The organism is Streptomyces sp. PA03-5A (assembly GCF_033792725.1).
Taxonomy (GTDB): Bacteria; Actinomycetota; Actinomycetes; order Streptomycetales; family Streptomycetaceae; genus Actinacidiphila.
Map to the genome: position 1 here is coordinate 39,148 of NZ_JARAVL010000025.1, position 24,354 is coordinate 63,501.

At 71.8% G+C, this 24,354-nt stretch carries 19 protein-coding genes and 1 pseudogene; 12 read left to right on the forward strand and 8 right to left on the reverse strand.

Translation table 11 applies throughout. The features are described from left to right. Nucleotides 1-109 precede the first annotated feature (109 nt). From PV410_RS28450 to PV410_RS28460, 3 genes are all read left to right on the forward strand, one after another. Nucleotides 110-1,876, forward strand: coding sequence for an LCP family protein (locus tag PV410_RS28450; RefSeq protein ID WP_500328626.1), 1,767 nt, complete (start codon nucleotides 110-112; stop codon nucleotides 1,874-1,876). A gap of 54 nt (nucleotides 1,877-1,930) precedes the next feature. Continuing rightward, the gene (locus PV410_RS28455; protein ID WP_500328627.1) at nucleotides 1,931-3,580 is read left to right on the forward strand and encodes an LCP family protein; all 1,650 of its coding nucleotides are present in this window, start codon (nucleotides 1,931-1,933) and stop codon (nucleotides 3,578-3,580) included. Nucleotides 3,581-3,785: 205 nt separating this feature from the next. Beyond that, entirely contained in the window at nucleotides 3,786-5,678 is a 1,893-nt protein-coding gene (locus PV410_RS28460; RefSeq protein WP_500328628.1) for an LCP family protein, read from the forward strand. A gap of 16 nt (nucleotides 5,679-5,694) precedes the next feature. Here PV410_RS28460 and PV410_RS28465 read toward each other — a convergent pair. Then, nucleotides 5,695-6,747 (reverse strand): annotated as a pseudogene (locus PV410_RS28465) (glycosyltransferase family 2 protein); the annotation flags it as partial. Between the two features lie 74 nt (nucleotides 6,748-6,821). Between PV410_RS28465 and PV410_RS28470 the strand changes: the two are divergent. Then, on the forward strand, nucleotides 6,822-8,267 hold the full coding sequence (locus tag PV410_RS28470) for an LCP family protein (RefSeq protein WP_500328629.1): 1,446 nt from the start codon (nucleotides 6,822-6,824) through the stop codon (nucleotides 8,265-8,267). 20 nt (nucleotides 8,268-8,287) lie between these two features. On the opposite strand, the gene PV410_RS28475 is transcribed toward PV410_RS28470, so the two are convergent. Then, nucleotides 8,288-8,830 carry an acyl-CoA thioesterase gene (locus PV410_RS28475; RefSeq protein WP_018559720.1) on the reverse strand — a complete coding sequence of 181 codons (543 nt, stop codon included), beginning with the start codon at nucleotides 8,828-8,830 and terminating at the stop codon, nucleotides 8,288-8,290. Between the two features lie 117 nt (nucleotides 8,831-8,947). Here PV410_RS28475 and PV410_RS28480 point away from each other — a divergent pair, with 117 nt between their 5' ends. Then, nucleotides 8,948-9,211 (forward strand): DUF1876 domain-containing protein, encoded by a 264-nt coding sequence (locus PV410_RS28480; RefSeq protein WP_499512179.1) that lies wholly within the window; start codon nucleotides 8,948-8,950, stop codon nucleotides 9,209-9,211. 118 nt (nucleotides 9,212-9,329) lie between these two features. After that, nucleotides 9,330-10,559 carry an LCP family protein gene (locus PV410_RS28485; RefSeq protein ID WP_500328630.1) on the forward strand — a complete coding sequence of 410 codons (1,230 nt, stop codon included), beginning with the start codon at nucleotides 9,330-9,332 and terminating at the stop codon, nucleotides 10,557-10,559. Between the two features lie 83 nt (nucleotides 10,560-10,642). On the opposite strand, the gene PV410_RS28490 is transcribed toward PV410_RS28485, so the two are convergent. Next, nucleotides 10,643-11,710, reverse strand: a complete 1,068-nt coding sequence (locus PV410_RS28490; RefSeq protein WP_500328631.1) for an LCP family protein — start codon at nucleotides 11,708-11,710, stop codon at nucleotides 10,643-10,645. Between the two features lie 180 nt (nucleotides 11,711-11,890). Here PV410_RS28490 and PV410_RS28495 point away from each other — a divergent pair, with 180 nt between their 5' ends. Beyond that, a complete protein-coding gene (locus PV410_RS28495; protein ID WP_500328632.1) occupies nucleotides 11,891-13,234 on the forward strand; it encodes a UDP-glucose dehydrogenase family protein in 1,344 nt (447 codons plus the stop codon). 249 nt (nucleotides 13,235-13,483) lie between these two features. On the opposite strand, the gene PV410_RS28500 is transcribed toward PV410_RS28495, so the two are convergent. Beyond that, a complete protein-coding gene (locus PV410_RS28500) occupies nucleotides 13,484-14,986 on the reverse strand; it encodes a peptide MFS transporter (protein ID WP_500328633.1) in 1,503 nt (500 codons plus the stop codon). A gap of 342 nt (nucleotides 14,987-15,328) precedes the next feature. On the opposite strand from PV410_RS28500, the gene PV410_RS28505 reads away from it, so the two are divergent. Together PV410_RS28505 and PV410_RS28510 are read left to right on the forward strand one after the other, a co-directional pair. Beyond that, complete coding sequence (locus tag PV410_RS28505) at nucleotides 15,329-16,003, forward strand: response regulator transcription factor (RefSeq protein WP_018559726.1); 675 nt, start codon at nucleotides 15,329-15,331, stop codon at nucleotides 16,001-16,003. A gap of 37 nt (nucleotides 16,004-16,040) precedes the next feature. Beyond that, a complete protein-coding gene (locus PV410_RS28510; protein WP_500328634.1) occupies nucleotides 16,041-17,309 on the forward strand; it encodes a sensor histidine kinase in 1,269 nt (422 codons plus the stop codon). Nucleotides 17,310-17,316: 7 nt separating this feature from the next. On the opposite strand, the gene PV410_RS28515 is transcribed toward PV410_RS28510, so the two are convergent. Further along, nucleotides 17,317-17,814, reverse strand: coding sequence for a GtrA family protein (locus PV410_RS28515; RefSeq protein ID WP_500328698.1), 498 nt, complete (start codon nucleotides 17,812-17,814; stop codon nucleotides 17,317-17,319). A gap of 163 nt (nucleotides 17,815-17,977) precedes the next feature. On the opposite strand from PV410_RS28515, the gene PV410_RS28520 reads away from it, so the two are divergent. Genes PV410_RS28520 through PV410_RS28530 form a run of 3 tightly spaced genes read left to right on the forward strand, consistent with a single transcriptional unit; the run spans nucleotide 17,978 to nucleotide 20,853 of the window. Next, entirely contained in the window at nucleotides 17,978-19,117 is a 1,140-nt protein-coding gene (locus PV410_RS28520) for a 5-(carboxyamino)imidazole ribonucleotide synthase (protein ID WP_500328635.1), read from the forward strand. A gap of 32 nt (nucleotides 19,118-19,149) precedes the next feature. Continuing rightward, entirely contained in the window at nucleotides 19,150-19,653 is a 504-nt protein-coding gene (purE, locus tag PV410_RS28525) for a 5-(carboxyamino)imidazole ribonucleotide mutase (protein WP_361797940.1), read from the forward strand. Nucleotides 19,654-19,656: 3 nt separating this feature from the next. Continuing rightward, the gene (locus PV410_RS28530; protein ID WP_500328636.1) at nucleotides 19,657-20,853 is read left to right on the forward strand and encodes a dipeptidase; all 1,197 of its coding nucleotides are present in this window, start codon (nucleotides 19,657-19,659) and stop codon (nucleotides 20,851-20,853) included. Nucleotides 20,854-20,870: 17 nt separating this feature from the next. Here the strand turns inward: PV410_RS28530 and PV410_RS28535 are convergent, their stop codons facing one another. The 3 genes from PV410_RS28535 to PV410_RS28545 are packed head-to-tail and all read right to left on the reverse strand — an operon-like array spanning nucleotide 20,871 to nucleotide 24,309. After that, the gene (locus tag PV410_RS28535; RefSeq protein ID WP_500328699.1) at nucleotides 20,871-22,109 is read right to left on the reverse strand and encodes a hypothetical protein; all 1,239 of its coding nucleotides are present in this window, start codon (nucleotides 22,107-22,109) and stop codon (nucleotides 20,871-20,873) included. 44 nt (nucleotides 22,110-22,153) lie between these two features. Beyond that, nucleotides 22,154-23,161 (reverse strand): hypothetical protein, encoded by a 1,008-nt coding sequence (locus PV410_RS28540; protein WP_500328637.1) that lies wholly within the window; start codon nucleotides 23,159-23,161, stop codon nucleotides 22,154-22,156. A 5-nt stretch (nucleotides 23,162-23,166) separates the two neighbouring features. Then, nucleotides 23,167-24,309: a DUF916 domain-containing protein gene (locus tag PV410_RS28545; RefSeq protein ID WP_500328638.1), complete on the reverse strand. Its 1,143-nt coding sequence runs from the start codon at nucleotides 24,307-24,309 to the stop codon at nucleotides 23,167-23,169. Between the last annotated feature and the right edge of the window lie 45 nt (nucleotides 24,310-24,354).

Sequence of the window (24,354 nt, forward strand, 5' to 3'; positions counted from 1 at the left end):
AGGTGTAGGAGAGCGGAATTTGTCAGCGACGGGCGTACACGCTGAACTGTGGGGTTAGTGTGAGCGATCCGGCCTGTTGCAGCGGCCGAGACGGAGGACTCGATCGACCGTGGACACGCAAGGCCGTAGGCAGCACGTCGACCCGGCGGATCAGTGGGTTTTCGATCCCGAGACGGGCAGCTACCAGTTGCGGCTGGACCCCCCGCAGCAGCAGGAACCCGGCGTCCCCGCGCAGGGGACGGGCCGGCGGACACCGCGCGTCCAGCCGCAGGGCGGGAGCCGCGCGCGGCAGGGCCGTTCCGGCGCCGAGGGCGAGGGCCGCGCCACGACGGACGGCCGCGCGGCGGGCACCGGCAGGGCGGCGGGCGGCAACCGGGCAGGCGGCACCAGGGGCGAGGCCGGCGGCCGGGCGGCCGCGCGCAACAGCCGGCGCCGGCCCAAGTCCCGGAAGTCCACCAAGAAGCGGGCCCTGATCTGGACCGCCGGAACGCTCGGGGTCGTGGTCATCGCGGCGTGCGTGGGCGTCTACGCGCTGTACCAGCAGCTCAACGGCAACATCCACACGATCGACCCGGGCATCGGCTCCAAGAACGCCACCTCCACCGGACCGGTCAACATCCTGGTCATCGGCACCGACAGCCGGCAGGGCCTGAAGGGCAAGTACGGCGACGCGGCCAACGTCGGCCACGCCGACACCACGATCCTCTTCCACGTCTCCAAGGACCGCTCCAACGCGACGGCGCTGAGCATCCCCCGGGACATCATCACCGACATCCCGGACTGCCCGACGAAGCAGTCCGACGGCTCCACGAAGATCATCCCGGGTGAGAGCGACGTCCGCTTCAACACCAGCCTGGGCCAGTACGGCCGCGACCCGGGCTGCACGATGCGCACCGTCAAGGCGTTGACGGGCATCACCCCGGACCACTTCATGATGGCCAACTTCGACGCGGTGAAGGACCTGTCGACGGCGGTCGGGGGCGTCGAGGTGTGCCTGGCCAAGGACATCGACGACCCGGACTCGCACCTGAAGCTGGACAAGGGCCGGCACGTCGTCGCGGGCGAGCAGGCGCTGGCCTTCGTCCGCACCCGGCACAGCGTCGGCTTCGGCGGCGACCTCAGCCGCATCCAGCTGCAGCAGCAGTTCCTCAGCTCGATGATGCGCACGATGAAGTCGGGCGACACGCTGACCAGTCCGACGAAGCTGCTCAAGCTGGCGAACACGGCGACGAAGGCGCTCACCGTCGACACCGGCATCGGCAGCGTGCCCAAGCTCAGCCAACTCGCCAAGGACCTGAGCCGGGTCGACACCAAGAACATCACCTTCGCGACCGTGCCGGTGATAGACAACCCGGCCGAGAAGGTGCACGCCACCGTGGTGCTGGACGAGACCAAGGCGCCGCAGCTGTTCACCATGGTGCGCAACGACGTCTCGCTCACCGAGGTGAAGAAGAAGCAGAAGGCGTCCGATGCGGCCAAGCTGAAGGGCCCCAAGGCCGACGCGATCAACGTGCGGGTCGAGGTGCTGAACGGCAGCGGGGTCTTCGGCGCCGCCCAGGACACCGTCAACTGGCTACAGAACGACGAGGGCGTCAGCCGCTCCACCAACGGCGGCAACGCGCCCACCGAACTGCAGAAGACGACGCTGGAGTACGCCCCCAACCAGGCCGACCAGGCGCGCCGGCTGGCCGACATGATGGGGCTGCCGGCCTCCGCGCTCAAGCAGGGCACCGAGGACGCCGCCCCGCGCGCCAACATGACGCTCACCCTCGGCAAGGACTTCACCCGGGCGGGCACGCCGATCGCCCCGCCGACGAAGGCACCCGAGGGCATCCAGAAGGTCGAGGCGGACGACAAGAGCGTGTGCGCAAAGTAGCCGCCCGGCACGGGCACCAGGGTCGACAGGGGTATCAGGGGTGGGAACCGGACGATGACGGACAGTCGTGTGCGCGATCTCGGCTGGGACGACAGCCTCTACGACGACCACCCGCGGGACGGGGCCGCGCAGCGGGGCACGGACGCGGCGCGCGCCGCGCACACGGACCCTGGGCGCGGCGGCGGACAGCCGGGCGCACGGCCGCCGCAGCGCCGCAGACGCCGGGTCGTCCGGTGGATCGCGGTCACCCTCGCGGTGCTCATACTCGGGACGGCGGGGGCCGGTTACGCGTACTACGAGCACCTCAGCCACAACCTCCGCAAGGGGAAGCGGAACAGCGGCGACAGCGACGTGGCCAAGGCGCCGACGAACGCGCTGAACATCCTGCTGCTGGGCGCCGACGGCCGTAACTCCGCGGAGAACCTCAAGCTCGGCGGCGCCAGGTACACCAAGGGCGAACCGCCCCGCGCGGACGTGATCATGCTGCTGCACGTCTCCGCCGACCGCAGCAACATGTCCGTGGTGAGCATCCCGCGCGACACCCGGGTGCCGATCCCGAAGTGCACCGACCCGCAGACGGGCAAGAAGTTCGCCGCCACCACGCACGCGATCATCAACGAGAGCCTGGCGCGCGGCGGCCCCGGCTGCACGCTCGCCACCGTGCAGAACCTCACCAAGGTCTACATCGACCACTGGATGATGATCGACTTCGCGGGTGTGGTGAAGATGGCCGACGCAGTCGGCGGCGTCGAGGTCTGCGTGGAGCAACCGGTGTGGGACCACCCGACCCCGCAGCAGCCGGGCGGCTCCGGGCTGAAGCTCAAGGCGGGCACGCAGAAGATCACCGGCAAGAAGGCCCTGCAGTGGCTGCGCACCCGGCACGCCTTCGAGAGCGACCTCGGGCGCGCCAAGGCGCAGCACATGTACATGAACTCGATGGTGCGGGAGCTGCGCTCGCAGAACGTCTTCACCGACGGCGGGCGGCTGCGGGGCCTCGCCGAGGCCGCCACCAACGCGCTGCAGGTGTCGGAGGAGATCGGCACCCCGAAGAAGCTCTTCGACCTCGGCATGCAGCTCAAGAGCGTCCCGTCGAACCGGATCACGATGCTGACCATGCCGCCGGTCACGGACACCGAGAACGACCAGCACTACATGCCGGACCCGGTGGCCGCCCCCAAGGTGTGGTCGCGGCTCGTCCACGACCTCCCCTTCGACGACAAGGGGAAGAAGAAGGCGAAGAAGGAGCCCACCGGCCCGGCGGCGCGGCCCGCCGCGGACATCCCGGTCTCGGTCGTCAACGGCACCGCGGGCGACGCCACGGGCACTCCCGTGAACGGCAGGGCGCGCGCCCTGGCGACGGCGTTGGGTCAAGGCGGGTTCGGGAAGGCGGCTGCGGCCACCGCACCGCAGCCGTCGGCGGCCACCGTGATCGAGTACCCGGCCGCCGAGGGCGCGCAGGGCCGCTCGGACGCGCTCGCCGTGGCGAAGGTGTTCAAGCTCCCCGCCAGTGTTGTGAAGGAATCCTCACATGTCGCCTCCGTCACACTCGTCGTGGGCGCGGACTGGCGGGACGGGACGGTCTTCCAGGGTGCCGCCGACGACGACGGATCGCTGCCCACGAGCGCCGGGGCACTGAACGGAGCGAATGATTCGGCCTGCATGGACGTGTACAGGCCATATCGCTGGGATCCCGGTTTGGGGTAATGCGCACGATCGTTTTACACAGGCGATAAGAAGCGAGTGCCTTGACCCCGTCGCGGTTTATGTATCGTGACCTCCAACCATCCGCGAGCAGGGCTGTTCCGGTTCCACAGGACCTTGACAGTCGCACAGCTGAGAATCACCCACGATCCGCGCGCTGCGGCGCAACCGGTGACCGTAGTGACCAGCGCGTCATGGGAGGGCACACATGCGCCACGGCAGCATCCCCGGAGGGCGGAACGCCCCCTACGATCCTCACGAACCCGGATGGGACGACTCTCCGTACGGGAACGGTCACGGGCAGCCGTACGTCCCGCAGCAGCCCACCCCGCACCCGACGGTCCCGCAGCAGCCCCAGCGCGGCGGCTACCGCCCGCAGGAGCCGCAGCGCGGCGGGTACCCGCCCCAGGAGCCGTACGCGCCCTACCAGCCGGCGGGCTACGACACCGGGGGCTACGACACCGGGGGCTACGGCGACGACGGCCACCGGGCCGGCCACGGCGCCTACGAGGACGACGGGGGCGACGGGGCGTCCACCGGCACCCTGACCGCGACGCAGGGCGACGGGGCGGACGACGACGGCCACGACGGCGGCGGCCGCCGCGGCAACCGCCGCCGCAAGAAGGGCAAGAGGCGCGCCCTGCGCTGGGTGGCGATCGTCACGTCGGTGGCGATACTCGGCTCGGCCGGCGCCGCCTACGCGTACTACCAGCACCTCAACGCGAACATCAAGAAGGACGCGCTGAACCTCGGCGACAGCCAGGCCGCCAAGAGCAAGGCCAACGCCGCCGGCCAGACCCCGCTGAACATCCTGCTGCTGGGCTCCGACAGCCGTGCGTCCAAGGCGAACCAGAAGCTCGGCGGCGCCAGGGCCGACGCCGACCGCAAGCCGCTCGCCGACGTCCAGATGCTGCTGCACGTCTCCGCGGACCGCAGCAACATGACCGTGGTCAGCATTCCGCGCGACACCCGGGTCACCATCCCCAAGTGCACCGACCCGGACGACGGGCGGGTCTACCCCGAGACCACGTCGGAGACGATCAACACGAGCCTCCAGCACGGCGGCCCCGGCTGCACCGTGGCCACCTGGGAGAAGCTCACCGACATATCCATCGACCACTTCATGATGATCGACTTCGCCGGCGTGGTGTCCATGGCCGACGCGGTCGGCGGCGTCCCGGTCTGCGTCAAGGGGAACGTCTGGGACCGCAAGTCCGGGCTCAAGCTCACCAAGGGCGACCACGTCATCAAGGGCAAGCAGGCCCTCCAGTGGCTCCGCACCCGGCACGGCTTCGAGGACGGCAGCGACATCGGCCGCACCCACGCCCAGCACATGTACATGAACGCGATGGTGCGCCAGCTGAAGTCCAGCGCGAAGCTCAACGACCCGGGCAAGCTGACGGGCCTGGCGGAGGCCGCCACCAAGGCGCTGACCGTCGACACCGGCCTCGGCACGGTCAAGAAGCTCTACGACCTGGGCAACGACCTCAAGGGCGTTCCCACCGACCGCATCACCATGACGACGATGCCCTGGGGCGCCGACCCGCAGAACCCGACCGCGCACGTCGTGCCGACCTCCGCGGCGACCAAGCTCTTCACGCTGCTCCGCAACGACCAGGCCGTGGACGGCAAGGCCTCGAAGAAGAAAAAGAAGACCGGCACGGCCACGGCCACCGCGAAGGCCTCGCCCAAGGGCGAGATCGCGGTGACGGTCCAGAACGGCACCGGCAGCACCTCGGTGCCCGCCACCCCCGGCCGGGCGAGCACGGTCACGGAGAAGCTGAAGACCCTGGGCTTCACCCAGGCCGAGTCCGACTCCACGCCGCAGTCGCAGTCCGGCAGCACGATCACCTACGCGAGCGACGACGACCAGGCCGACGCCCTGGCCGTGGCGAAGGCGCTGAAGCTGCCCACCGGCGCGGTGAAGAAGTCCTCGTCCGCCGAGGGCATCACGCTGGTGATCGGCGCCGACTGGACCGCCGGGTCGACCTACCCCGCGGCCAGCAGCTCCGACACCAAGGAAGTGCTGGACAGCGCGAGCGCGCTCAACGCTTCCGACGACTCGGCGTGCATGAAGGTGAACTCCTACTACAGCTGGTAGGGGTCCACCCGCCGCATCACGCGTCGGCCGCCGCCCGGACCGCCGGGCGGCGGCTGGCGATGACCCGCCGGGCGAGCGAGCGCGGGCTGGTCAGGAAGCCGTAGCCCCACGCCATGTGCATCGTGGCGAGCGCCACCGGGATCTGCAGCCGCGCGCGGGCGGACAGGCCCTTGCCGGCCGGGAGCGAGCCCAGTGCGATGGCCGCGAGGTAGCCGCCGGGGACGACGAAGCCGAGCGGGGTGACCGCTGCGCCGACCACCACACCCGCCGCGATGGCCACGACGGCGGCCGGGGCGGCCAGGTAGCGCAGGTTGACCGAGCCCTGGTGGTAACGGGTGACCACGCGGCGCCAGCGTCCGTAGTCCTTGTACTGCTTGGCCAGCGCGCGCACGCTGGGCCGCGGACGGTACGAGACGCGCAGCTCGGGCGAGAACCAGATCAGGCCGCCGGCCTCGCGGATGCGGTAGTTCAGCTCCCAGTCCTGGGCGCGGATGAACTCCTCGTTGTAGCCGCCCTGCTGCTCCAGCACCTCACGGCGGAAGACCCCGAGGTAGACGGTGTCGGCGGGGGCGGCGGCGCCGCCGGTGTGGAAGGCCGCGTTGCCGACGCCGATCTTCGAGGTCATGGCGGCGGCGACGGCGCGCTCCCAGTCGTTCTCGCCCTCGGCGTGCATGATGCCGCCGACGTTGGCGGCGCCGGTCTCCTCCAGCAGCCGCACCGCGGTGTCGATGTAGTCGGGCGAGAGCATGCCGTGGCCGTCGACCCGCACCACGACGGGGTGCCGGGAGGCCTTGATGGCGGCGTTCAGGGCGGCGGGGGTGCGGCCGGTGGGATTGGGCACCGTGTGGACGCGGGGATCCTCCCGCACCAGCTCCGCCGCGATCTCGTCCGTGCGGTCGGTGGAGGGGCCGAGGGCGATGACGACCTCGAGCTCGCCCGCGTAGTCCTGTTCGAGGATGTGGCGGACGGAGTTGCGCAGGTGCCGCTCCTCGTCGAGCACCGGCATGATCACGGAGACGGCGGGCAGCACGTGGGGGGTCGCAGCGTTCACAGCCGGACACGTTACCGCGAACGGATGATACGAACACGTGCAGGCGGGCGGGGCTCATCCCGTACGACGGTATGACTCCTTAGCGTGACTCCATGACCGTCGCTCGTCGCCGTCAGCAGCCCATCGCAGCCGCCCGCCGGGCCCGGAAGCGGTCGCCCGTGCGCCGCGGGATGCGCGTCCTCGGCGCCGTCTCGCTGGGCATCCTGACCTCCAGCGGGATCGGGCACGCCGTCCTGGGGCACATGGACGACCGCCTGGCGCGGGTGGACGCCTTCGCCGGGATGAAGAACCGGCCCAACCCCACCAAGGGCACCAACTTCCTGCTGGTCGGCACCGACGTGCGCCGCGGGCTGACCGCGGCGCAGCGCACCGCGCTGCGCCTGGGCGGGGAGCCCTGCGACTGCACCGACACGATGATGCTGGCGCACCTGTCGCGGGACGGCAGGCGGGTCAGCGTGGTCGCCCTGCCGCGGGACTCGTACGCGGAGCTGCCCCGCCCCGGCAAGCTGAAGTGGGCCTGGGGGGTGGGCGGCCCCTCGCTCGCCGTCAGCACGGTCGAGAAGATGACCGGGATCAAGGTCGACCACTACGCCGAGTTCGACTTCGGCTCCTTCATGAAGACCGTCGACAAGATCGGCGGCGTCGACTTGTGCTTCGCCCAGCCGCTGCGGGACCCCCTGACCGGCCTCGACCTGCCCGCCGGCACGGTCCGCGCGGACGGCGGCACGGCGCTGCGGTACGTGCGCTCCGGTCACTACCCCGGGAGCCCCGACCTCCCGCGGATGCAGAACCAGCAACGGTTCCTGGCCGCCCTGGTCCGCCGGGTCACCGACATCGGGCTGCTGCAGAACCCCGTCAAGCTCGACCAGGTGGCCAGGGCCGCGCTGGGCTCGGTGCGCGCGGACCGGCAGACCAAGCCGGACGACCTGATCGCGCTCGCCACGGGGCTGCGGGGCGGCTTCGGGGCGAGCTCGGTGGAGTTCGCGTCGGTGCCGGTGGACGCCACGCCGTTCCGGGTGCAGGGCGTGGGCACGACCCTGCGCTGGGACGTGAAGGGCGCCGGGCGGATCTTCGACGCGCTGCGCGAGGACCGCCCGCTGACCGGCCCGGACGGCGGCCCCCTGGCCACGCCCAGCCCCTCGGCGCCCGAGCCGGAACAGGTCGACGTGCCGCCCAAGTCGATCCGCGTCCAGGTCAACAACGGGACGACGGTCAACGGACTGGGGGCGCGCGTGGACAAGGAACTGCGCCGCCTGGGCTTCCGCACCACCGGTACGCCCGGCAACACCGTCCGGCACGACGCGGAGTACACGGTCATCCACTACGACCCGGGCTGGGACCGCTCCGCCAAGGCCCTGGGGACGGCCCTGCCGTACGCCGAGCTGCGGGCGGTCTCCGGGCTGGGGTCGACGCTGCGGATCACCGTGGGCGCGGACTACGACGGCGTGACCCCGGTGCGGGCCGGTGAGCCGGACCCGCCCGCGGCGCCGCCGGTGGAGCTCCCGCCCGCGCGCGGCGACCGCGTCGCGTGCGGCTGAGGGCCGGGCGCCGGGCGCCGTCAGTCCTCGAAGCCCTCGGCGGCGCGCTTCTCGCGCAGCTCCATGATCGCCCGGCGGCGGGCCAGCCGGTGCGTGCGGCGGATCTGCGCCTCCTGCAGCCGGCGCCGGTCCCGGTCGGTCTCGGGCTCGATCTGGGGCACCGGACGCGGCGCGCCCTCGGCGTCCACGGCCACGAAGACCAGGTAGGCGCTGGCGACCTGGGTCGCCGGGCCGGACTCGTTCCAGCGTTCGGCCAGCACGCGCACGCCGACCTCCATGGAGCTCCGCCCGGTCCAGTTGACCTGGGCCTGCACCTTGAGCAGGTCGCCGACCCGCACCGGTTCCAGGAAGGCCATCTCGTCCATGGCGCCGGTCACCGCGGGCCCCTCGGAGTGCCGTCCGGCGACGGCGCCCGCCGCGTCGTCCACGAGCTTCATGACCACGCCGCCGTGCACGGTGCCCAGCAGGTTCGTGTCGTGGTGGGTCATGATGTGCGCCAGCGTGATCCGCGAGGCGGACGTGGGCTTGAACGGGACAGGGTGCGGGGGTGGCTCCTCGAACATGGCTCCACCCTAAGCACTGCCGTGCCGTGCTCCCGCCGGGCACACCTTGCCCGGCGGCGGGGCCGGGCGGATGCTGAGAAAGGGGCCGACGTCCCTAAGTCCAAGAGGTGATCCGCCATGGAGAAGACGTGGACGATCAAGCTGTCGCTGGAGGAGGACGGCAGCCGCACCGCCTGCACCGCCTCGCTCTCCGGGGACGGCGCCCCGGGCGTGGTGGGCCACGGCTATTCGCGGCGCAATCCGAACGACGAGCCGGACATGCGCATAGGGGAGGACGTGGCCGCCTCCCGGGCCTGCTCCAACCTGGCGCACGAACTGCTGGAACAGGCCGCCGGAATGATCGAGACCCACACCAACGCCCCGACGCACCTCACCGGCTGAGAGCACCCGGACACAACCGGTCACCGCATCACCGCGGTCCTGTGACCTTTGCATCAGCTCTGCTTCAGAAGCGCCACGGAGGCACTGCCGGGCAGGGCGGCAGGGCACACTGCGGTACATGAACGCATGGCCCGACGGTTGGTCCGACAACAGGAACCAGCGGCAGCAGCAGATCTCCGAGCCGCCGCTGCCCCCCGAGCTGTCCCCGCGCCGTGCGGCGGCGGCTCCCGGCAGCGTGCCGCGCCAGCAGGCGTACGGCAGCGGCGTCCCCGGTCACGCAGGCCCGGGCGCGGGCCACGACGGTCACGGCGGCGGCTCGTACGGCCCGCCGTCCACCGGCGGCCGCACCTCACCGCCCGGCAGCCGCAAGCGGCGGGTGAAGGCCGTCCTGATCGGTCTGGTCGTCGTGGTCGCCGCCTGGTCGATCGGCACCTACTTCTGGGCGGACGGCAAGGTGCGCCGCGAGGTGGACCTCGGCACGGTCATAGACCGCCCGGAGACCGGCGAGGGCACCAACTACCTCATCGTCGGCTCCGACAGCCGTGAGGGCCTGTCCGGCGAGCAGAAGAAGCAGCTGCACACCGGCTCCGCCGAGGGCAAGCGGACCGACTCGATGATGATCCTGCACGTCGGTGACAACGGGAACTCGCTGATCTCGCTCCCCCGTGACTCCTACGTCACGATCCCCGAATTCAAGGGTTCCGAGTCCGGCAAGACGTTCGCCTCGCGCGGCCAGAACAAGCTCAACGCCGCCTACTCGATAGACGGACCGACGCTGCTGGTGCGCACGGTCGAGTACAACACGGGCCTGCACATCGACCACTACGCGGAGATCGGCTTCGCCGGCTTCGCGGGCCTCGTCGACGCGGTCGGCGGTGTCGAGCTGGACATCCCCCGCGACATCGACGACAAGAACTCGGGCCTGCACATCAAGAAGGGCAAGCAGACCCTCAACGGCGACGAGGCCCTGGCCTTCGTCCGCCAGCGCTACCAGGAGGCCGAGGGCGACCTGGGCCGCACCAAGAACCAGCAGAAGTTCCTCGCCGCGCTCGCGGGCCAGACGGCCACGCCGAGCACGGTCCTGAACCCCTTCAAGCTCTACCCGACCATGGGCGCGGGCCTGGACACGCTGATCGTCGACAAGGACATGAGCCTGTGGGACCTGGTGTCGATGTTCTGGGCGATGAAGAGCGTCTCCGGCGGTGAGGGCGTCTCGATGAACATGCCGACCTCGGGCTCCATCAGCACCAACGTGGGCAGCGCCCTCAAGTGGGACATGCCGAAGGTCAAGCAGCTCGTCTCGGAGCTGAAGAACGACGACAAGGTCACGGTCACGCCCGACTCCTGACCCCGTGGGACGGCCGAGGGGCCGGCCGGGCGCGCACACCGCGCCCGGCCGGCCCCTCCGTTCTTCCCGCTCGCCCGCGGGGCTCACGGGGTGGAGGAGCCCAGGCGGTCGAGGGAGTGGTTCGCCACGTACTCGGCCATGGTGTCGTTGCGCATGGCCTCCCACAGCCGCGCGGTGCCGCTCTCGTCGAGCAGCACCACCGACTGGCCCTTGATCATGTCGAGCCCGCCGACCGGGGCGTTCATGAAGACCATGTCGCCCTCGCGCACCCCGCGCATGCTCCACATCAGGTCGCGCAGGTCCCCGTCGGAGAGCCGGTCGTCGACGCTGACCACACCGGTGACCCGGTCCAGCAGCTCCTTCGCCTTCAGCGGGTTGCTCATGGAGTCCTTGGTCAGCGTCTTGGCGATCACCGCGCGCAGGAAGGCCTGCTGGCGGTGGGTGCGGTCCAGGTCACCGCGCGGCAGGTCGTAGCGCCAGCGGACGTACGCGAGGGCCTCCTCGCCGTTCATGTGCTTCCCGTCCAGGTCCACGCCGCCGATGTCGTCGGTGAGGGTCTTGAAGCCGCTCCAGTCGATGACGGCGAGGTGGTCGACCTTCACGTCGGTGAGCCGCTGCACGGTGTCGATCAGCAGCGGCGGGCCACCCCAGGAGAAGGCGGCGTTCAGCTTGGCCTTGCCGTTCCCCGGGATCGGGACCCAGCTGTCGCGGGGCAGCGAGACCACGTACGCGTGCTCGCGGTCGGCCGGCAGGTGCACCAGCATCATCGTGTCGCTGCGCTGGGCACCGCGCTTCCACTCCGGGGCCTTGGCGTCCCGGCCGGTGGTCGGCAGCTCGGAGCGGGTGTCCACACCGACGAGGAGGAAAGTTTCACCGCCCTTGGCGGCCTGCGGCTGCTCGCTCTCGGGCACCTTCGTCGGGAACACGTTGGGAATGCGGGCCACCTTGCCGGTGTAGTGGTCCACCGTCCACCACAGCGTCCCGGCCACCCCCAGCACCCCCGCGGCCAGCAGGACCAGCGCGCCCAGCAGCACCCTCCGGGTGCGACTGCGCCTCCTGCGGGCCGGCTCCGCCGTCCTCCCCGGCGCCGCTTCCCGCTCCGTTTCCGGGACCGCCGTCTCCTCGTGGCCCACCGGATCCGTCGTCGTCATGATCCACCCCCACCCTGTGCACCCGCTCCCCACGCGTGCGTAGGGGGCATTGTGGCGCCTGGGACGGTGCCATGCCCATGCCCCGGCCCCCTTCGGTGCACGCGCCGGGGAAAGCCCGGTCACCGCCCGGGGCTATGCTCAACCTCGCAATCAGGCCACGACCTGGGAGGGACCGTCCGCATGGCGCTCAAGCTCACCGTGATCGGCACCGGCTACCTCGGCGCCACGCACGCCGCGGCGATGGCCGAGCTGGGCTTCGAAGTGCTGGGCCTGGACATCGACCCCGCCAAGATCGAGACCCTCGCGGCGGGCCGCGTGCCCATGTACGAACCGGGCCTGGAGGAACTGCTGCGCCGCCACGTCGCCGGCCTGCCGGACTCCAGCGGGCGGCTGCGCTTCACCACCTCCTGGGAGGAGGTCGCCGCCTTCGGCGACATCCACTTCGTCTGCGTGAACACCCCGCAGAAGCAGGGCGAGTACGCCTGCGACATGAGCTACGTCGACAGCGCCTTCGAGCTGCTCGCCCCGCACCTGCAGCGGCCCGCACTGGTCGTCGGCAAGTCGACCGTCCCGGTCGGCAGCGCGGCACGGCTGGCGGCCCGCCTGGCCGAGCTCGCCCCCGCAGGGGACGGGGCGGAACTGGCGTGGAACCCCGAGTTCCTGCGCGAGGGCTTCGCGGTCCAGGACACCCTCCACCCGGACCGGATCGTGGTCGGCGTCGCCTCCGGGCACGCCGAGAAGCTGCTGCGCGAGGTCTACGCGGCCCCCGTCGGCGAGGGCACCCCCTTCGTCGTCGCCGACTACCCGACCGCGGAACTGGTCAAGACGGCGGCCAACGCCTTCCTCGCCACCAAGATCTCCTTCATCAACGCCATGGCCGAGGTCAGCGAGGCGGCCGGCGGCGACGTGGTGAAGCTCGCCGAGGCCATCGGCCACGACGAGCGGATCGGCGACAAGTTCCTGCGCGCCGGCATCGGCTTCGGCGGCGGCTGCCTGCCCAAGGACATCCGCGCCTTCATGGCCCGCGCCGGTGAGCTCGGCGCCGACCAGGCGCTGACCTTCCTGCGCGAGGTCGACTCCATCAACATGCGCCGCCGCAGCCACATGGTCGAGCTCGCCCGCGAGGCCTGCGGCGGCAGCGGCTTCCTCGGCAAGCGCATCGCGGTGCTCGGCGCGGCCTTCAAGCCCGACTCCGACGACGTGCGGGACTCCCCCGCGCTCAACGTCGCCGGGCAGATCCACCTCCAGGGCGGCCAGGTCACCGTGTACGACCCCAAGGCCATGGACAACGCGCGGCGGCTCTTCCCGACGCTCGGGTACGCCGCGACGGCGCTGGAGGCGGTCCGCGGGGCCGACGTCGTACTGCACCTCACGGAGTGGCGGGAGTTCCGCGAGCTCGACCCGGCGGTGCTCGGGGCGGTGGCCCGGCACCGGCACGTCATCGACGGGCGGAACGCACTGGAGCCGGCGGTGTGGCGTGCGGCGGGCTGGACGTTCCGGGCGATGGGCCGCCCCCACGCGTAGCCCTCCGGGGTGCGGTGTGGTTCCGGCCCGGGGTGCCCCTTGCGGCCCGTTGTCGTGTGCGGGTTGTTTGCGCCTGCGGCGGGCGGTTTTCCCGCCGCCCGCCCGATGGCCCGGCGCGGTCAGTGCGGGCAATCGGGCGGGCGGGTGGGGGAGAAACCGCAACAGCAACAACCGCGGCGCCGCACATAGAGGCGCCGAGGGCCCGGAGCGTGCCGCTCCGGGCCCTCGGCGCGTGCGCGGGCACAGACGTCAGTGGACGTCGCCCATGAGCCGGATGACGCGCTTGCGGTACGCGATGAAGGCCGCGCCCGCGGCGAGCGCCACGAAGCCCTGGACCGCGAAGGAGGTCTCCGACAGGAAGCCGTCGCCGATGACCAGCTGGAGGATGGCCGCCACGCAGTCGCCCGCCGTCACGGCGAGGAACCACAGGCCCATCATCTGGCTGGCGTACTTGGCCGGGGCCAGCTTGGTGGTGACCGACAGGCCCACCGGGGACAGGCACAGCTCGGCGGTGGTCTGGATCAGGTAGACCACGGCCAGCCACAGCGGGGTGACCTTGGCGTCGCCCGAGGCGGCGGCCTGCGCCAGCATCATCACGACGAAGGAGGCGCCGATGCCGATGAGACCGAGGGCGAACTTCACGGTCGTGCTCGGGTTCTTCCGGCGCAGCTGTATCCACAGCGCGGCGAAGACCGGGGCCAGGGCCATCACGAACAGCGGGTTCAGCGACTGGAACCAGCTCTCGGGGAAGTCGAAGCCCCACAGCGTGGACGCGGTGTGCTCGGAGGCGAAGACCGTCAGCGTGGAACCCGACTGGTCGTAGATCATCCAGAACAGGGCGGCCACGATGAAGAACCAGATGTAGCCGGTGACCTTGGTCTTCTCGTCCGAGGTGAGCTCCTGGTCGCGTCGGATGCGCCAGAAGTAGAAGCTCGGCACGGCCAGGCCCAGCAGGGAGAGGGGCCACAGCACCCAGTTGATCGTGAAGTGGCCGGTGAAAGTGACCACGCCGTAGAAGACGACGGCGGCGACCAGCCACAGCAGCGCCTTCTTCATCAGGCCGGCGCGCTCGGCGACGTCCAGCGGCGTGGGGACCACGCTGGAGACCGGCGCGAGGTGCTTGGTGCCGATGAGGAACTGGGCGAGGCCGAGCGCCATGCCGACACCGGCGAGGGCGAAGCCCAGGTGCCAGTTGACCTGCTGGCCGACGGTGCCGATGACCAGCGGGGCGAGGAAGGCGCCGAGGTTGATGCCGATGTAGAAGATCGTGAAGCCGCCGTCGCGGCGCGGGTCGTTGCGGTCCGGGTAGAGCTGGCCGACCATCGTCGAGATGTTCGACTTCAGCAGGCCGGAGCCCACGGCGATGAAGACCAGGCCGACGAAGAAGGAGGCCTTCACCGGCACGGCCAGCAGGAAGTGGCCGATCATGATGATCGCGCCGCCGATGGCGACCGTACGGCGCGGGCCCCACAGGCGGTCGGCGAACCAGCCGCCCGGCATCGCCAGCAGGTACACCGTGGCGGTGTAGACGCTGTAGATGGCAAAGGCGGTGGCGGCCTTCATGCCGAGGCCGCCGTCCGCGACCGAGGCCGTCAGGTAGAGGACGAGCAGCGCCCTCATGCCGTAGTAGCTGAAACGCTCCCACGTCTCGGTCAGGAAGAGAGTGACCAGGCCGCGGGGGTGGCCGAGGAAGTTCCTGCCGCTGAATCCGGAGTTCGGCGCGGCAAGGCCCTCAGTCAGGCTGGACGCCATGGACTTTCCTTGCTTCTCGGGACGCGCTGCGAGAGCGGTGCGCGCCCGGGTGGGGGGTGACCGGCACCGGGGCGCACCAAGGCGCACCGGGATCCACGGCCGACGCCTTCACAGGCGCGGCCCCGGCCTACAGGTCGTTGACTGAAATACTGGTGGGGACCGGTCCCGTCGCAGAAGGGTCCTTCGACGCGTGGGGCGCGCCAGAGGTCCCATGGGCTGTTTCGGGCCTTTCGTTACCTTATGGCAGCGCGAGATGTGCTATATGGGATGACTTGAGATGTACCTCACAACAGTGACGGCCCGCCCGGCGTGCGGTTTCTCCGGGCGGACTACCATCAGCCCATGACCCGCGTACTGCTCGCCGAGGACGACGCATCCATCTCGGAACCGCTCGCACGCGCGCTGCGCCGCGAAGGGTACGAGGTCGAGGTGCGCGAGGACGGACCCGCGGCGCTCGAAGCCGCCCTGCTCGGCTCCTTCGATCTTCTGGTGCTCGACCTGGGGCTGCCCGGAATGGACGGGCTGGAGGTGTGCAGGAGGCTGCGCACCGAAGGCCATGGCTTCCCGGTGCTGGTGCTCACCGCCCGCGCCGACGAAGTGGACACGGTGGTCGGCCTGGACGCCGGCGCCGACGACTACGTGACCAAGCCCTTCCGGCTGGCCGAGCTGCTGGCCCGGGTGCGGGCGCTGCTGCGGCGCGGCACCGCCGAGGCCCAGCATCCCTCCACCCAGGGCGTGCGGATCGACGTCGAGTCGCACCGCGCGTGGATGGGCGACGAGGAACTGCAGCTCACCGCGAAGGAGTTCGACCTCCTACGGGTGCTGGTGCGCGACGCCGGCCGGGTGGTCACCCGGGAGCAGCTGATGCGCGAGGTCTGGGACACCACGTGGTGGTCCTCCACCAAGACCCTGGACATGCACATCTCGTGGCTGCGCAAGAAGCTCGGCGACGACGCGGCGGCCCCCCGCTACATCTCCACGGTGCGCGGTGTCGGCTTCCGGTTCGAGAAGAACTAGCACGCCCGGGGCCCTCACGGTCTGAGACGCTTCACTCATGCGCCGCCGTCTCATCCAGTCCACGCTCGCCGTGGTGCTCGTCGTCATCGCCGTCTTCGGTGTCTCCCTCGTCCTGGTGGAGGCCCGGACGATCGAGAACAGCGCCAAGGAGAGCGTGGACTCGGAGGCGGTCCGGCTGGTCGGCATCGTCGAGAGCAGGATGATCGGCGAGGAGCGGATCAGCCGCGAGGTGCTGGCCCAGCAGATCGCTCCCGGGCGGTACGCGCTGGTGCAGATCCCCGGGGCGGACCCGATCACCATCGGCACCAGGCCCACGGGCCAGGTGATCTCCTCCCGGCAGACCGGCGAGCAGGGCGAGATCGTCACCGTCGAGGAGTCCCGCAGCAAGGTCAGCCAGGAGATCGGCCGCACCCTGCTGATCATCCTGGCGGTGGCGCTGCTGGCGGTGCTGGCCGCCGTCGTGCTCGCGGTGCGCCAGGCGCGCCGGCTCGGCAGCCCGCTGACCGACCTGGCGGAGACCGCGGAGCGCCTGGGCTCGGGCGACCCGAGACCGCGCCACCGGCGCTACGGGGTGCCGGAGCTGGACCGGGTCGCCGACGTGCTGGACCGCAGCGCCGAGCGGATCGCCCGGATGCTGACCGCCGAGCGGCGCCTGGCGGCCGACGCCTCCCACCAGCTGCGGACGCCGTTGACGGCGCTGTCGATGCGGCTGGAGGAGATCATCGCCACGGCCGAGGACGAGGACGCCGTCAAGGAGGAGGCGACGATCGCACTCGGTCAGGTGGAACGGCTCACGGACGTCGTGCAGCGGCTGCTCACCAACGCGCGGGACCCGCGGACCGGCTCGGCGGTCGTCTTCGACATCGACGACGTGATCAAGCAGCAGGTGGAGGAGTGGCGCCCGGCGTACCGCAGCGCGGGCCGGGCCATCACCTCCGCGGGCAAGAAGCGGCTGCGCGCGGTCGGCACCCCCGGGGCGGTGGCCCAGGTGCTGGCGACGCTGATCGAGAACGGGCTGATGCACGGCTCCGGCACGGTCGCGATCTCCACCCGGGTCACCGGGACGCAGGTCGTGGTCGAGGTCACGGACGAGGGGCAGGGCGTGCCGCCGGAGCTGGGGGCCCGGGTCTTCGAGCGCACGGTCAGCGGCCGCAACTCCACCGGCATCGGCCTCGCAGTCGCGCGCGACCTGGCCGAGGCCGACGGAGGCCGGCTGGAGCTGCTGCAGCAGCGTCCTCCGGTCTTCGCGCTCTTCCTGGCAGGGGAGGACCGGGCCACCCGCGGGAGGGGCACGGAGAAGCGCTAGCCGGCCTTCAGCGCGCGGAGGACCGGGCGCCGTGGGTTCCGGTCCTGGCGCCGGGGGTCTCGGTGCCCTTAGCGACCAGGAACGATTCTGCCTGCTGCACCGTCTCGCGGACGGGCAGCGCCTTGAACACCCAGGAGCGGTAGGACCAGAAGCGGAACAGGGTCGCCACGCCGATGCCGATGAACTTGAAGACGTTGCTCTGCAGCGGGCTGTCCCAGCCGAAGGCGTAGGTCGCCGTGTAGAGCACCCCGTTCTCGATCACCAGGCCCACCGCGCTGAACGCCAGGAAGAGGGTCAGCTCGCGGGTACGGCCCGACTTGTCGCGGTCACGGTAGGTGAAGTAGCGGAAGCCCACGTAATTGAAGACGATCGCGACGACGGTCGCGATGATGCTGGCCCGTACGACCTGGAGGTCGGTGACGTGCCGGACGAAGTTGAAGACCCCGATGTTGACCAGGACCCCCGCCCCGCCGACCGCCCCGAACTTGGCGATCTCGCGGGTCATCGCGGTCAGCCCGTTCCGCAGTCCTGCGCGGGTGCTGGACCCGGTCGCACCGTCCATGTGATCGTTCGGCCCCGTCTGTGTCTGGTCAGTGACCTTCATGCTATCCGGGGCCCCCGCGGGACGGCGGTCGGTGCGACATTCGTGCCCCGATATCCTGGTGACTGTGACATTCCCGGTAGTCGGCATGATCGGCGGCGGCCAGCTCGCCCGTATGACCCACGAGGCGGGCATCCCCCTCGGCATCAGGTTCAAGCTCCTCAGCGACACGCCCGTGGACTCCGCGGCCCTGGTCGCCGGGGAAGTCGTGGTGGGCGACTACCGCGACCTCGACACGTTGCGCGCGTTCGCCGCCGGCTGCGACGTGATCACCTTCGACCACGAGCACGTCCCCACCGAGCACCTGCGGGCGCTGGAGGCCGACGGCATCGCCGTCCGCCCCGGGCCCGACGCGCTGGTGCACGCCCAGGACAAGGGCGTGATGCGCGCGAAGCTCGACTCGATCGGCGTGCCGTGCCCGCGGCACCGCATCGTCTCCGGCCCCGCGGACGTGACGCGCTTCGCCGAGGAGGGCGAGGGATACCCCGTCGTGCTCAAGACGGTGCGCGGCGGCTACGACGGCAAGGGCGTGTGGGTCGTCCGCGACGAGGCCGGTGCCGCCGAGCCGTTCCGGGCGGGCGTGCCGGTGCTGGCCGAGGAGAAGGTCGACTTCGTGCGGGAGCTGGCGGCCAACGTCGTGCGCTCCCCGCACGGGCAGGCGGTCGCCTACCCGGTGGTGGAGTCCATCCAGGTCGACGGCGTGTGCGACACGGTGATCGCGCCGGCGCCCGAGCTGCCGGAGGCGCGGTCGGTGGAGGCCCAGCGGCTCGCGCTGACCATCGCCAAGGAACTCGGTGTCGTCGGGCACCTGGCGGTCGAGCTCTTCGAGACCCGGGACGGCCGGATCCTCGTCAACGAGCTGGCCATGCGCCCGCACAACAGCGGCCACTGGACCCAGGACGGCGCCATAACCTCGCAGTTCGCCAATCACCTGCGCGCGGTGCTGGACCTGCCGCTGGGCGATCCGCGCCCGCGCCAGCCGTGGACGGTGATGGCCAACGTGCTCGGCGGCGACTACCCCGACATGTACGCGGCGTACCTGCACTGCATGGCCCGGGACCCGCAGTTGAAGATCCACATGTACGGCAAGGACGTGAAGCCCGGCCGCAAGGTGGGCCATGTCAACACCTACGGCGACGACCTGGCCGAGGTGCGCGAACGCGCCCGGCACGCCGCCGACTACCTGCGAGGGACGATCCAAGAGTGAGCAATCCCGCTGGGCCGCTGGTCGGCATCGTGATGGGTTCCGACTCCGACTGGCCGGTCATGGAGGCCGCCGCGCAGGCGCTGGACGAGTTCGAGGTGCCGTACGAGGTCGACGTCGTCTCCGCGCACCGCATGCCGCGCGAGATGGTCGCGTACGGCGAGCAGGCCGCCGAGCGCGGCCTCAAGGCGATCATCGCGGGCGCCGGCGGCGCGGCGCACCTGCCCGGGATGCTGGCGTCGGTGACGCCGCTGCCGGTGATCGGCGTGCCCGTACCGCTGAAGTACCTGGACGGCATGGACTCGCTGCTGTCCATCGTGCAGATGCCCGCCGGTGTCCCGGTCGCCACGGTCTCGGTGGCCGGCGCGCGCAACGCGGGCCTGCTGGCGGTGCGCATGCTCGCCGCACACGACGCCGAACTGCTGGAGCGCATGCGGCACTTCCAGGACGAGCTGAACCAGCAGGCCACCGAGAAGGGCAAGCGCCTGCGTGCCAAGGTGGAGGGGTCGGCCGGCTTCGGTTTCGGAGGGAAGAAGTAGTCCATGGACCTGCTCGCACACGCACAGGAGCTGCTCACCGCCCACCCCGTGGTGGACGGCCACAACGACCTCCCGTGGCGGTTGCGCGAGCAGGTCCGCTACGACCTCGACCGGCGGGACATCGCCGGTGACCAGTCCGCCCACCTGCACACCGACATCCCCCGGCTGCGGGCGGGCGGCGTCGGGGCGCAGTTCTGGTCGGTGTACGTCCGCAGCGACCTCACCGGGGGCGACGCGGTCGTCGCCGTGCTGGAGCAGATCGACTGCGTGCTGCGCCTGGTCAGCCGTCACCCGGACGCCCTGCGCCTCGCGGTGACCGCGGACGAGATGGAGGCCGCCCGCGCCGAGGGCCGCATCGCCTCCCTGATGGGCGCCGAGGGCGGGCACAGCATCGCCAACTCTCTGGGTGTGCTGCGGATGCTGTACACGCTGGGCGTGCGCTACATGACGCTCACCCACAACGACACCATCGACTGGGCCGACTCTGCCACGGACGAGGCGCGGCACGGCGGCCTGACCGCCTTCGGCGAGGAGGTCGTCCGCGAGATGAACCGCCTCGGCATGCTCGTCGACCTCTCCCACGTCTCCCCCGGCACCATGCGGGCGGCGCTGCGGGTCAGCCAGGCCCCGGTGCTCTTCTCGCACTCCTCCTCGCGCGCCGTCTGCGACCACGTCCGCAACGTCCCGGACGACGTCCTGGAGCAGCTGCCCCGCAACGGCGGTGTCGCGATGGCCACCTTCGTGCCGCAGTTCATCCTGCCGGCGGCAGCCGAGTGGATCGTCGGCGCGAACGAGAACATGAAGGCCCACGGCCTGCACCCGCTCGACCAGTCCGCCGAGGCCCAGGCCGTCCAGGAGGCCTACGCGGCCGACCATCCCCGGCCGGTCGCGGACATCGGCACCGTCGCCGACCACCTCGACCACATGCGCGAGGTCGCCGGCGTCGACCACCTCGGCCTCGGCGGCGACTACGACGGCGTCGCCCACCTCCCCGAGGGCCTCGGCGACGTCTCGGGCTACCCGCGGCTGTTCGCCGAACTCCTGCGCCGCGGCTGGTCCGAGGACGACCTCGCGAAGCTGGCGTGGCGCAACGCGGTCCGGGTGCTGCGCGACGCCGGGTCGGTGGCGGAGGGTCTGCGGGGCGAGCGCGGGCCGTCCAACGCCTCGATCGAGGAGCTGGACGGCCCCACCGCGCGGTAGCCGGTGCGCGCCCCGGGTCAGCGCCGCAGGCGGCTCCACGGGGTGAAGGTGAAGACCGCGCCGCCGAGGAGGAGCACGGTCCCCGCGACGAGGGCGAGGGCGTGCAGGGCGGCCCGGTCGGAGGAACCGGTGTCGGCGAGGCCGCCGGAGGTGCCGGTCGTGCCGCCCGACGTGCCGGACGACCCGCCGGAACCGCCGGTGATGCCGCCCTCCTGGCCGGTGACGTCCAGGGTCAGGGAGACTCCGGGGTCCTTGGTGGGGGTGCAGGTCGTGGTGGTGCCGAGGGCCTCGACGGTCAGCACGCCCGGGGTGAGGGTGGCCTGCCCGTCGTGGGCGGGTGTGTACCTGCCGGTGAGGTCGGGGATCTCGATGGGGTCGCCCGCCTTGATGGGGTCCTTGTTGGTGGGGCCCTCGACGGCAACCTCGCCCTGGTCCACGCCGCCGACCTCGACCTTCATGGAGGGTTTGACGGAGTCGGCGGGTATGTCGGCGGGGCTGTCCATCACGGACTCGCCGAAGCGGACGGTGAGGTCGTAGGCGCCGCCCTTCTCCTCGGCGTCGATCCGCACGGGCGAGACCGCGCTCTTGTCGCCGATCGGGGTCTTGCAGGCGTAGGAGACGTCGACCTCCTTGCCGGTGTGGGAGGTTCCGCCGGTGGCGGTGCCGCTGGGCGTGGTGCTCGGCCTCGTCGTGGGGGTGGTGCTCGGCGTGGTGGTGGGGGTCGTGGTCGGGGTGGTCGTCGGCGTGCCGGTGCCGCCGCCGTCCGCCGTCACCTTGATCGTCGCGGCGACCGGGACGGTGCCGGTGGGCACGCACGTGGTGTCCGTGGAGAAGGCGTTGATGGCGTAACCGCCGGGGGTGAGCGTCACGTCGCCGGGTGCGGTGAGCTTCAGCGTGCCCTTCATGTCGGAGAGCTTCATTTCGCTGTTCTTGGGGATCGCCGGGTTCTCGCGCGGTCCCTCGACGGCCAGGCCGCCGCTCTGGGCGCCGGCGACGGTGATCTCACCGGACGGCTTGACGCTGTTCGCGGGGAGGTCGATGAGGTCCGGGTTCTTGGAGGCGGCCTGGGTGAACTTCCAGACCACCTCGATCTCGTCGCCCACCGCGGCCGTGGCGGGCGCGCTGATGTCCGCCTTGGTGGTCCCGTTGACCTTGGGCAGGCCGGACGCCGCGGGCGGGGTGCACTCGGTGGCGTACGCCACTTCGGCGGCAGCGGCCGGGAGGGCCGCGGCGAGGACGCCCGCACCGCTGAGCATCAGGGCGAGGCCGACGGCGGTGGCGGCCCGGGATCGTCGGTGGGTCACGTGTGGTTCCTTTCGTGGCGGTGGGCGGTGCCGTCCGTCCATGAGGTGGCCTCAGCGGTGCGGTGCTGCGGCTGGTGGTCGTGGCTGAACCACGGCAGGGTGGGCGCCGGGCCGGCCGGCGGGCCGGGGGGCGGGCCCGCAGGTCCCGGGGCACGCGGGCGGACCCAGTTGACGACGGCCATGCAGAGCCGGAAGAGCGCGGCGGGCACGACGACGCAGAGCAGGAGCCAGAAGAGGGTCACGCCCCAGGGGCGCGGGACGTCCCAGGGCTCGGTGACCAGCACCTTGCCCCCGTGTTCCAGGGTCACGGTGTAGTCGCCGTGGGCGCCGGCCGCCAGCTCGACGGGCAACTCGACCCGGGCCTTCCTGCCCGGCTGGACGGTGCCGCGCCAGGTGCGCTCCTCCCACTGGGGCCCGAAGAGCCCGTGGGAGGTGCCGACCCGGAAGACGGGGTCCTTGGCCGGGCCCGTGCCGAGGTTGCCGACGGTGAGCACCAGGCGCCGGCCGGGCGGGGCGCCGAACCAGGTGAGCAGGCCGTTCGAGCCGTCGAGCCGGGCGCTGAGCACGGCGAGCCGGCCATCGCCGGTGCGCTCGGGCAGCGGGGCGGTCGGGTGGCCGGCGACGACGAAGGGCGCGTCCACCACCGTGTGCTCACCGGTGACGGTGGCGACGTGGACGACGCACGGGCAGGGCTCGGGCGGCTCCGCGACCGCCATCGCGCGGCGGAAGGCGCCGTGGGCGTCGGTGGTGACGGCCCGGCCGTACGCGTTGGCACAGGAGTTGGTGCCGCCGATCGCGTTCTGGCCGCAGATCAGCAGCGTGAGCAGGGTGTGCGGCCGCCAGCCGGTGCCCCGTACGGTGATGTCGCCGCCGGCGCCGGCCTGCTCGGGGCTGACGGTCACGGCCGGGCCGGGAGCCGCCGCGGAAGGGGCGGGGGCGCTCAGGAGGAGCAGCGCGAGGAGGCAGAGGGCTGCCGCGGGAATCCGGTGGGTGCGCCGTCGCATGGGCCTCACGCCGTCCTGCCGCCGACGGTCGCGCCGGTGGCGCCGGGGTCGTCGGGTCCGCCGCCCGCGCGGGCCGCGAGGTCGGTGCCGCCGGCCTCGCACGGCTCCTCCCCCACCGCCGGGTCCGCCGGCGCCGCCCGGCGCCGCGCGCGGACCCGCACCAGCAGGATGACCAGGCCCCCGAGGAGGGCCAGGGCGAGGCCCACGGCCGCCCAGGGCACCGCGAGGAACGAGGCGCCGGCGGTCTCGTCGACGTCGGCGCGTACCGCGGTGACGCGCAGCCGCACGCCGACCCGGTCGAACTGCGGGGCGCCCGCCCAGGGCTCGGTGAGCTCGACGCGCTGGCCGGGCAGCAGTTCCAGGGGCAGGGTGCGTGCCGGGCGGTCCAGCAGCGTGCGGCCGAACAGGCCCCGCGCGGTGACGGCGAGCCGCGGGGTGAGCGAGACGTTGCCCCGGTTCACGAGGGTGTAGCGGATGGTGGCGTGGCTGTCGCCGGTGCCGGGGAACAGCGGTCCGCCGTGGCCGACGGTGACGTGCTCCACGGACAGGGCGGCGAGGCCTGGTCCTGCGACGCGCAGGTAGACGCGGGCCCCGACGGCCCTGCGCACGCCCACCCGTACGTCGCCCGGGGCGGCGCCGACGCGGGTGTCGAGGGCGACGATCGCACCGGGGTGGTCGCCGGGCGAGGCGTCGGTGGGGACGGTGACGGTGAAGGGGATGTCGGCGCGGGTGCGGGCGGGGATGGTGATGCTGCTCCGGGCCAGCCGTACCCAGGAGCCGAGGTCGGTGTTCTCCTCGTCGGCACCGCGCACGGCGAAGCCGCCGTCGCGCGGGGTGTTGTAGGCGTCGGCGCCGTAGAGCCGGAAGGTCATCGGCCCGCCCGAGAGGTTGGAGACGGAGACCTTGTCCGCGATCGTGGTTCCGGGGTCGGCCTCCAGGGTGAAGAAGGGCCGTTCCTGGGCGGTGGGGCTGCGGTCCTTCGCCCCGGCGGCCGGGGCCGGGAAGACCGACCAGCGGCCGTTGTCCGCGGCGAGGGCGGCGGGTGCGGATGCCGTGCCGAGGCCGAGGAGACCGAGCAGGACGAGGAGGACGAGGAGGACGGTCGGGAGCGCGCCGGACGCCCTGGCTCCGGCACTGGCTCTGGTCATGACGGCGCTCCCTCGCGGTCCGGTGGTGGGCCGGTCGTGGCGGCC

What these genes read in the sequence shown, in the direction of transcription:
- PV410_RS28455 (WP_500328627.1), top strand. Translation starts at nt 1,931, where the DNA reads ATGACGGACAGTCGTGTGCGCGATCTCGGCTGGGACGACAGCCTCTAC.
- PV410_RS28490 (WP_500328631.1), bottom strand. Translation starts at nt 11,710, where the DNA reads ATGACGACGACGGATCCGGTGGGCCACGAGGAGACGGCGGTCCCGGAA.
- PV410_RS28505 (WP_018559726.1), top strand. Translation starts at nt 15,329, where the DNA reads ATGACCCGCGTACTGCTCGCCGAGGACGACGCATCCATCTCGGAACCG.
- purE (WP_361797940.1), top strand. Translation starts at nt 19,150, where the DNA reads ATGGGTTCCGACTCCGACTGGCCGGTCATGGAGGCCGCCGCGCAGGCG.
- PV410_RS28495 (WP_500328632.1), top strand. Translation starts at nt 11,891, where the DNA reads ATGGCGCTCAAGCTCACCGTGATCGGCACCGGCTACCTCGGCGCCACG.
- PV410_RS28530 (WP_500328636.1), top strand. Translation starts at nt 19,657, where the DNA reads ATGGACCTGCTCGCACACGCACAGGAGCTGCTCACCGCCCACCCCGTG.
- PV410_RS28460 (WP_500328628.1), top strand. Translation starts at nt 3,786, where the DNA reads ATGCGCCACGGCAGCATCCCCGGAGGGCGGAACGCCCCCTACGATCCT.
- PV410_RS28545 (WP_500328638.1), bottom strand. Translation starts at nt 24,309, where the DNA reads ATGACCAGAGCCAGTGCCGGAGCCAGGGCGTCCGGCGCGCTCCCGACC.
- PV410_RS28515 (WP_500328698.1), bottom strand. Translation starts at nt 17,814, where the DNA reads ATGACCCGCGAGATCGCCAAGTTCGGGGCGGTCGGCGGGGCGGGGGTC.
- PV410_RS28540 (WP_500328637.1), bottom strand. Translation starts at nt 23,161, where the DNA reads ATGCGACGGCGCACCCACCGGATTCCCGCGGCAGCCCTCTGCCTCCTC.
- PV410_RS28470 (WP_500328629.1), top strand. Translation starts at nt 6,822, where the DNA reads ATGACCGTCGCTCGTCGCCGTCAGCAGCCCATCGCAGCCGCCCGCCGG.
- PV410_RS28500 (WP_500328633.1), bottom strand. Translation starts at nt 14,986, where the DNA reads ATGGCGTCCAGCCTGACTGAGGGCCTTGCCGCGCCGAACTCCGGATTC.
- PV410_RS28475 (WP_018559720.1), bottom strand. Translation starts at nt 8,830, where the DNA reads ATGTTCGAGGAGCCACCCCCGCACCCTGTCCCGTTCAAGCCCACGTCC.
- PV410_RS28480 (WP_499512179.1), top strand. Translation starts at nt 8,948, where the DNA reads ATGGAGAAGACGTGGACGATCAAGCTGTCGCTGGAGGAGGACGGCAGC.
- PV410_RS28510 (WP_500328634.1), top strand. Translation starts at nt 16,041, where the DNA reads ATGCGCCGCCGTCTCATCCAGTCCACGCTCGCCGTGGTGCTCGTCGTC.
- PV410_RS28535 (WP_500328699.1), bottom strand. Translation starts at nt 22,109, where the DNA reads ATGCTCAGCGGTGCGGGCGTCCTCGCCGCGGCCCTCCCGGCCGCTGCC.
- PV410_RS28485 (WP_500328630.1), top strand. Translation starts at nt 9,330, where the DNA reads ATGAACGCATGGCCCGACGGTTGGTCCGACAACAGGAACCAGCGGCAG.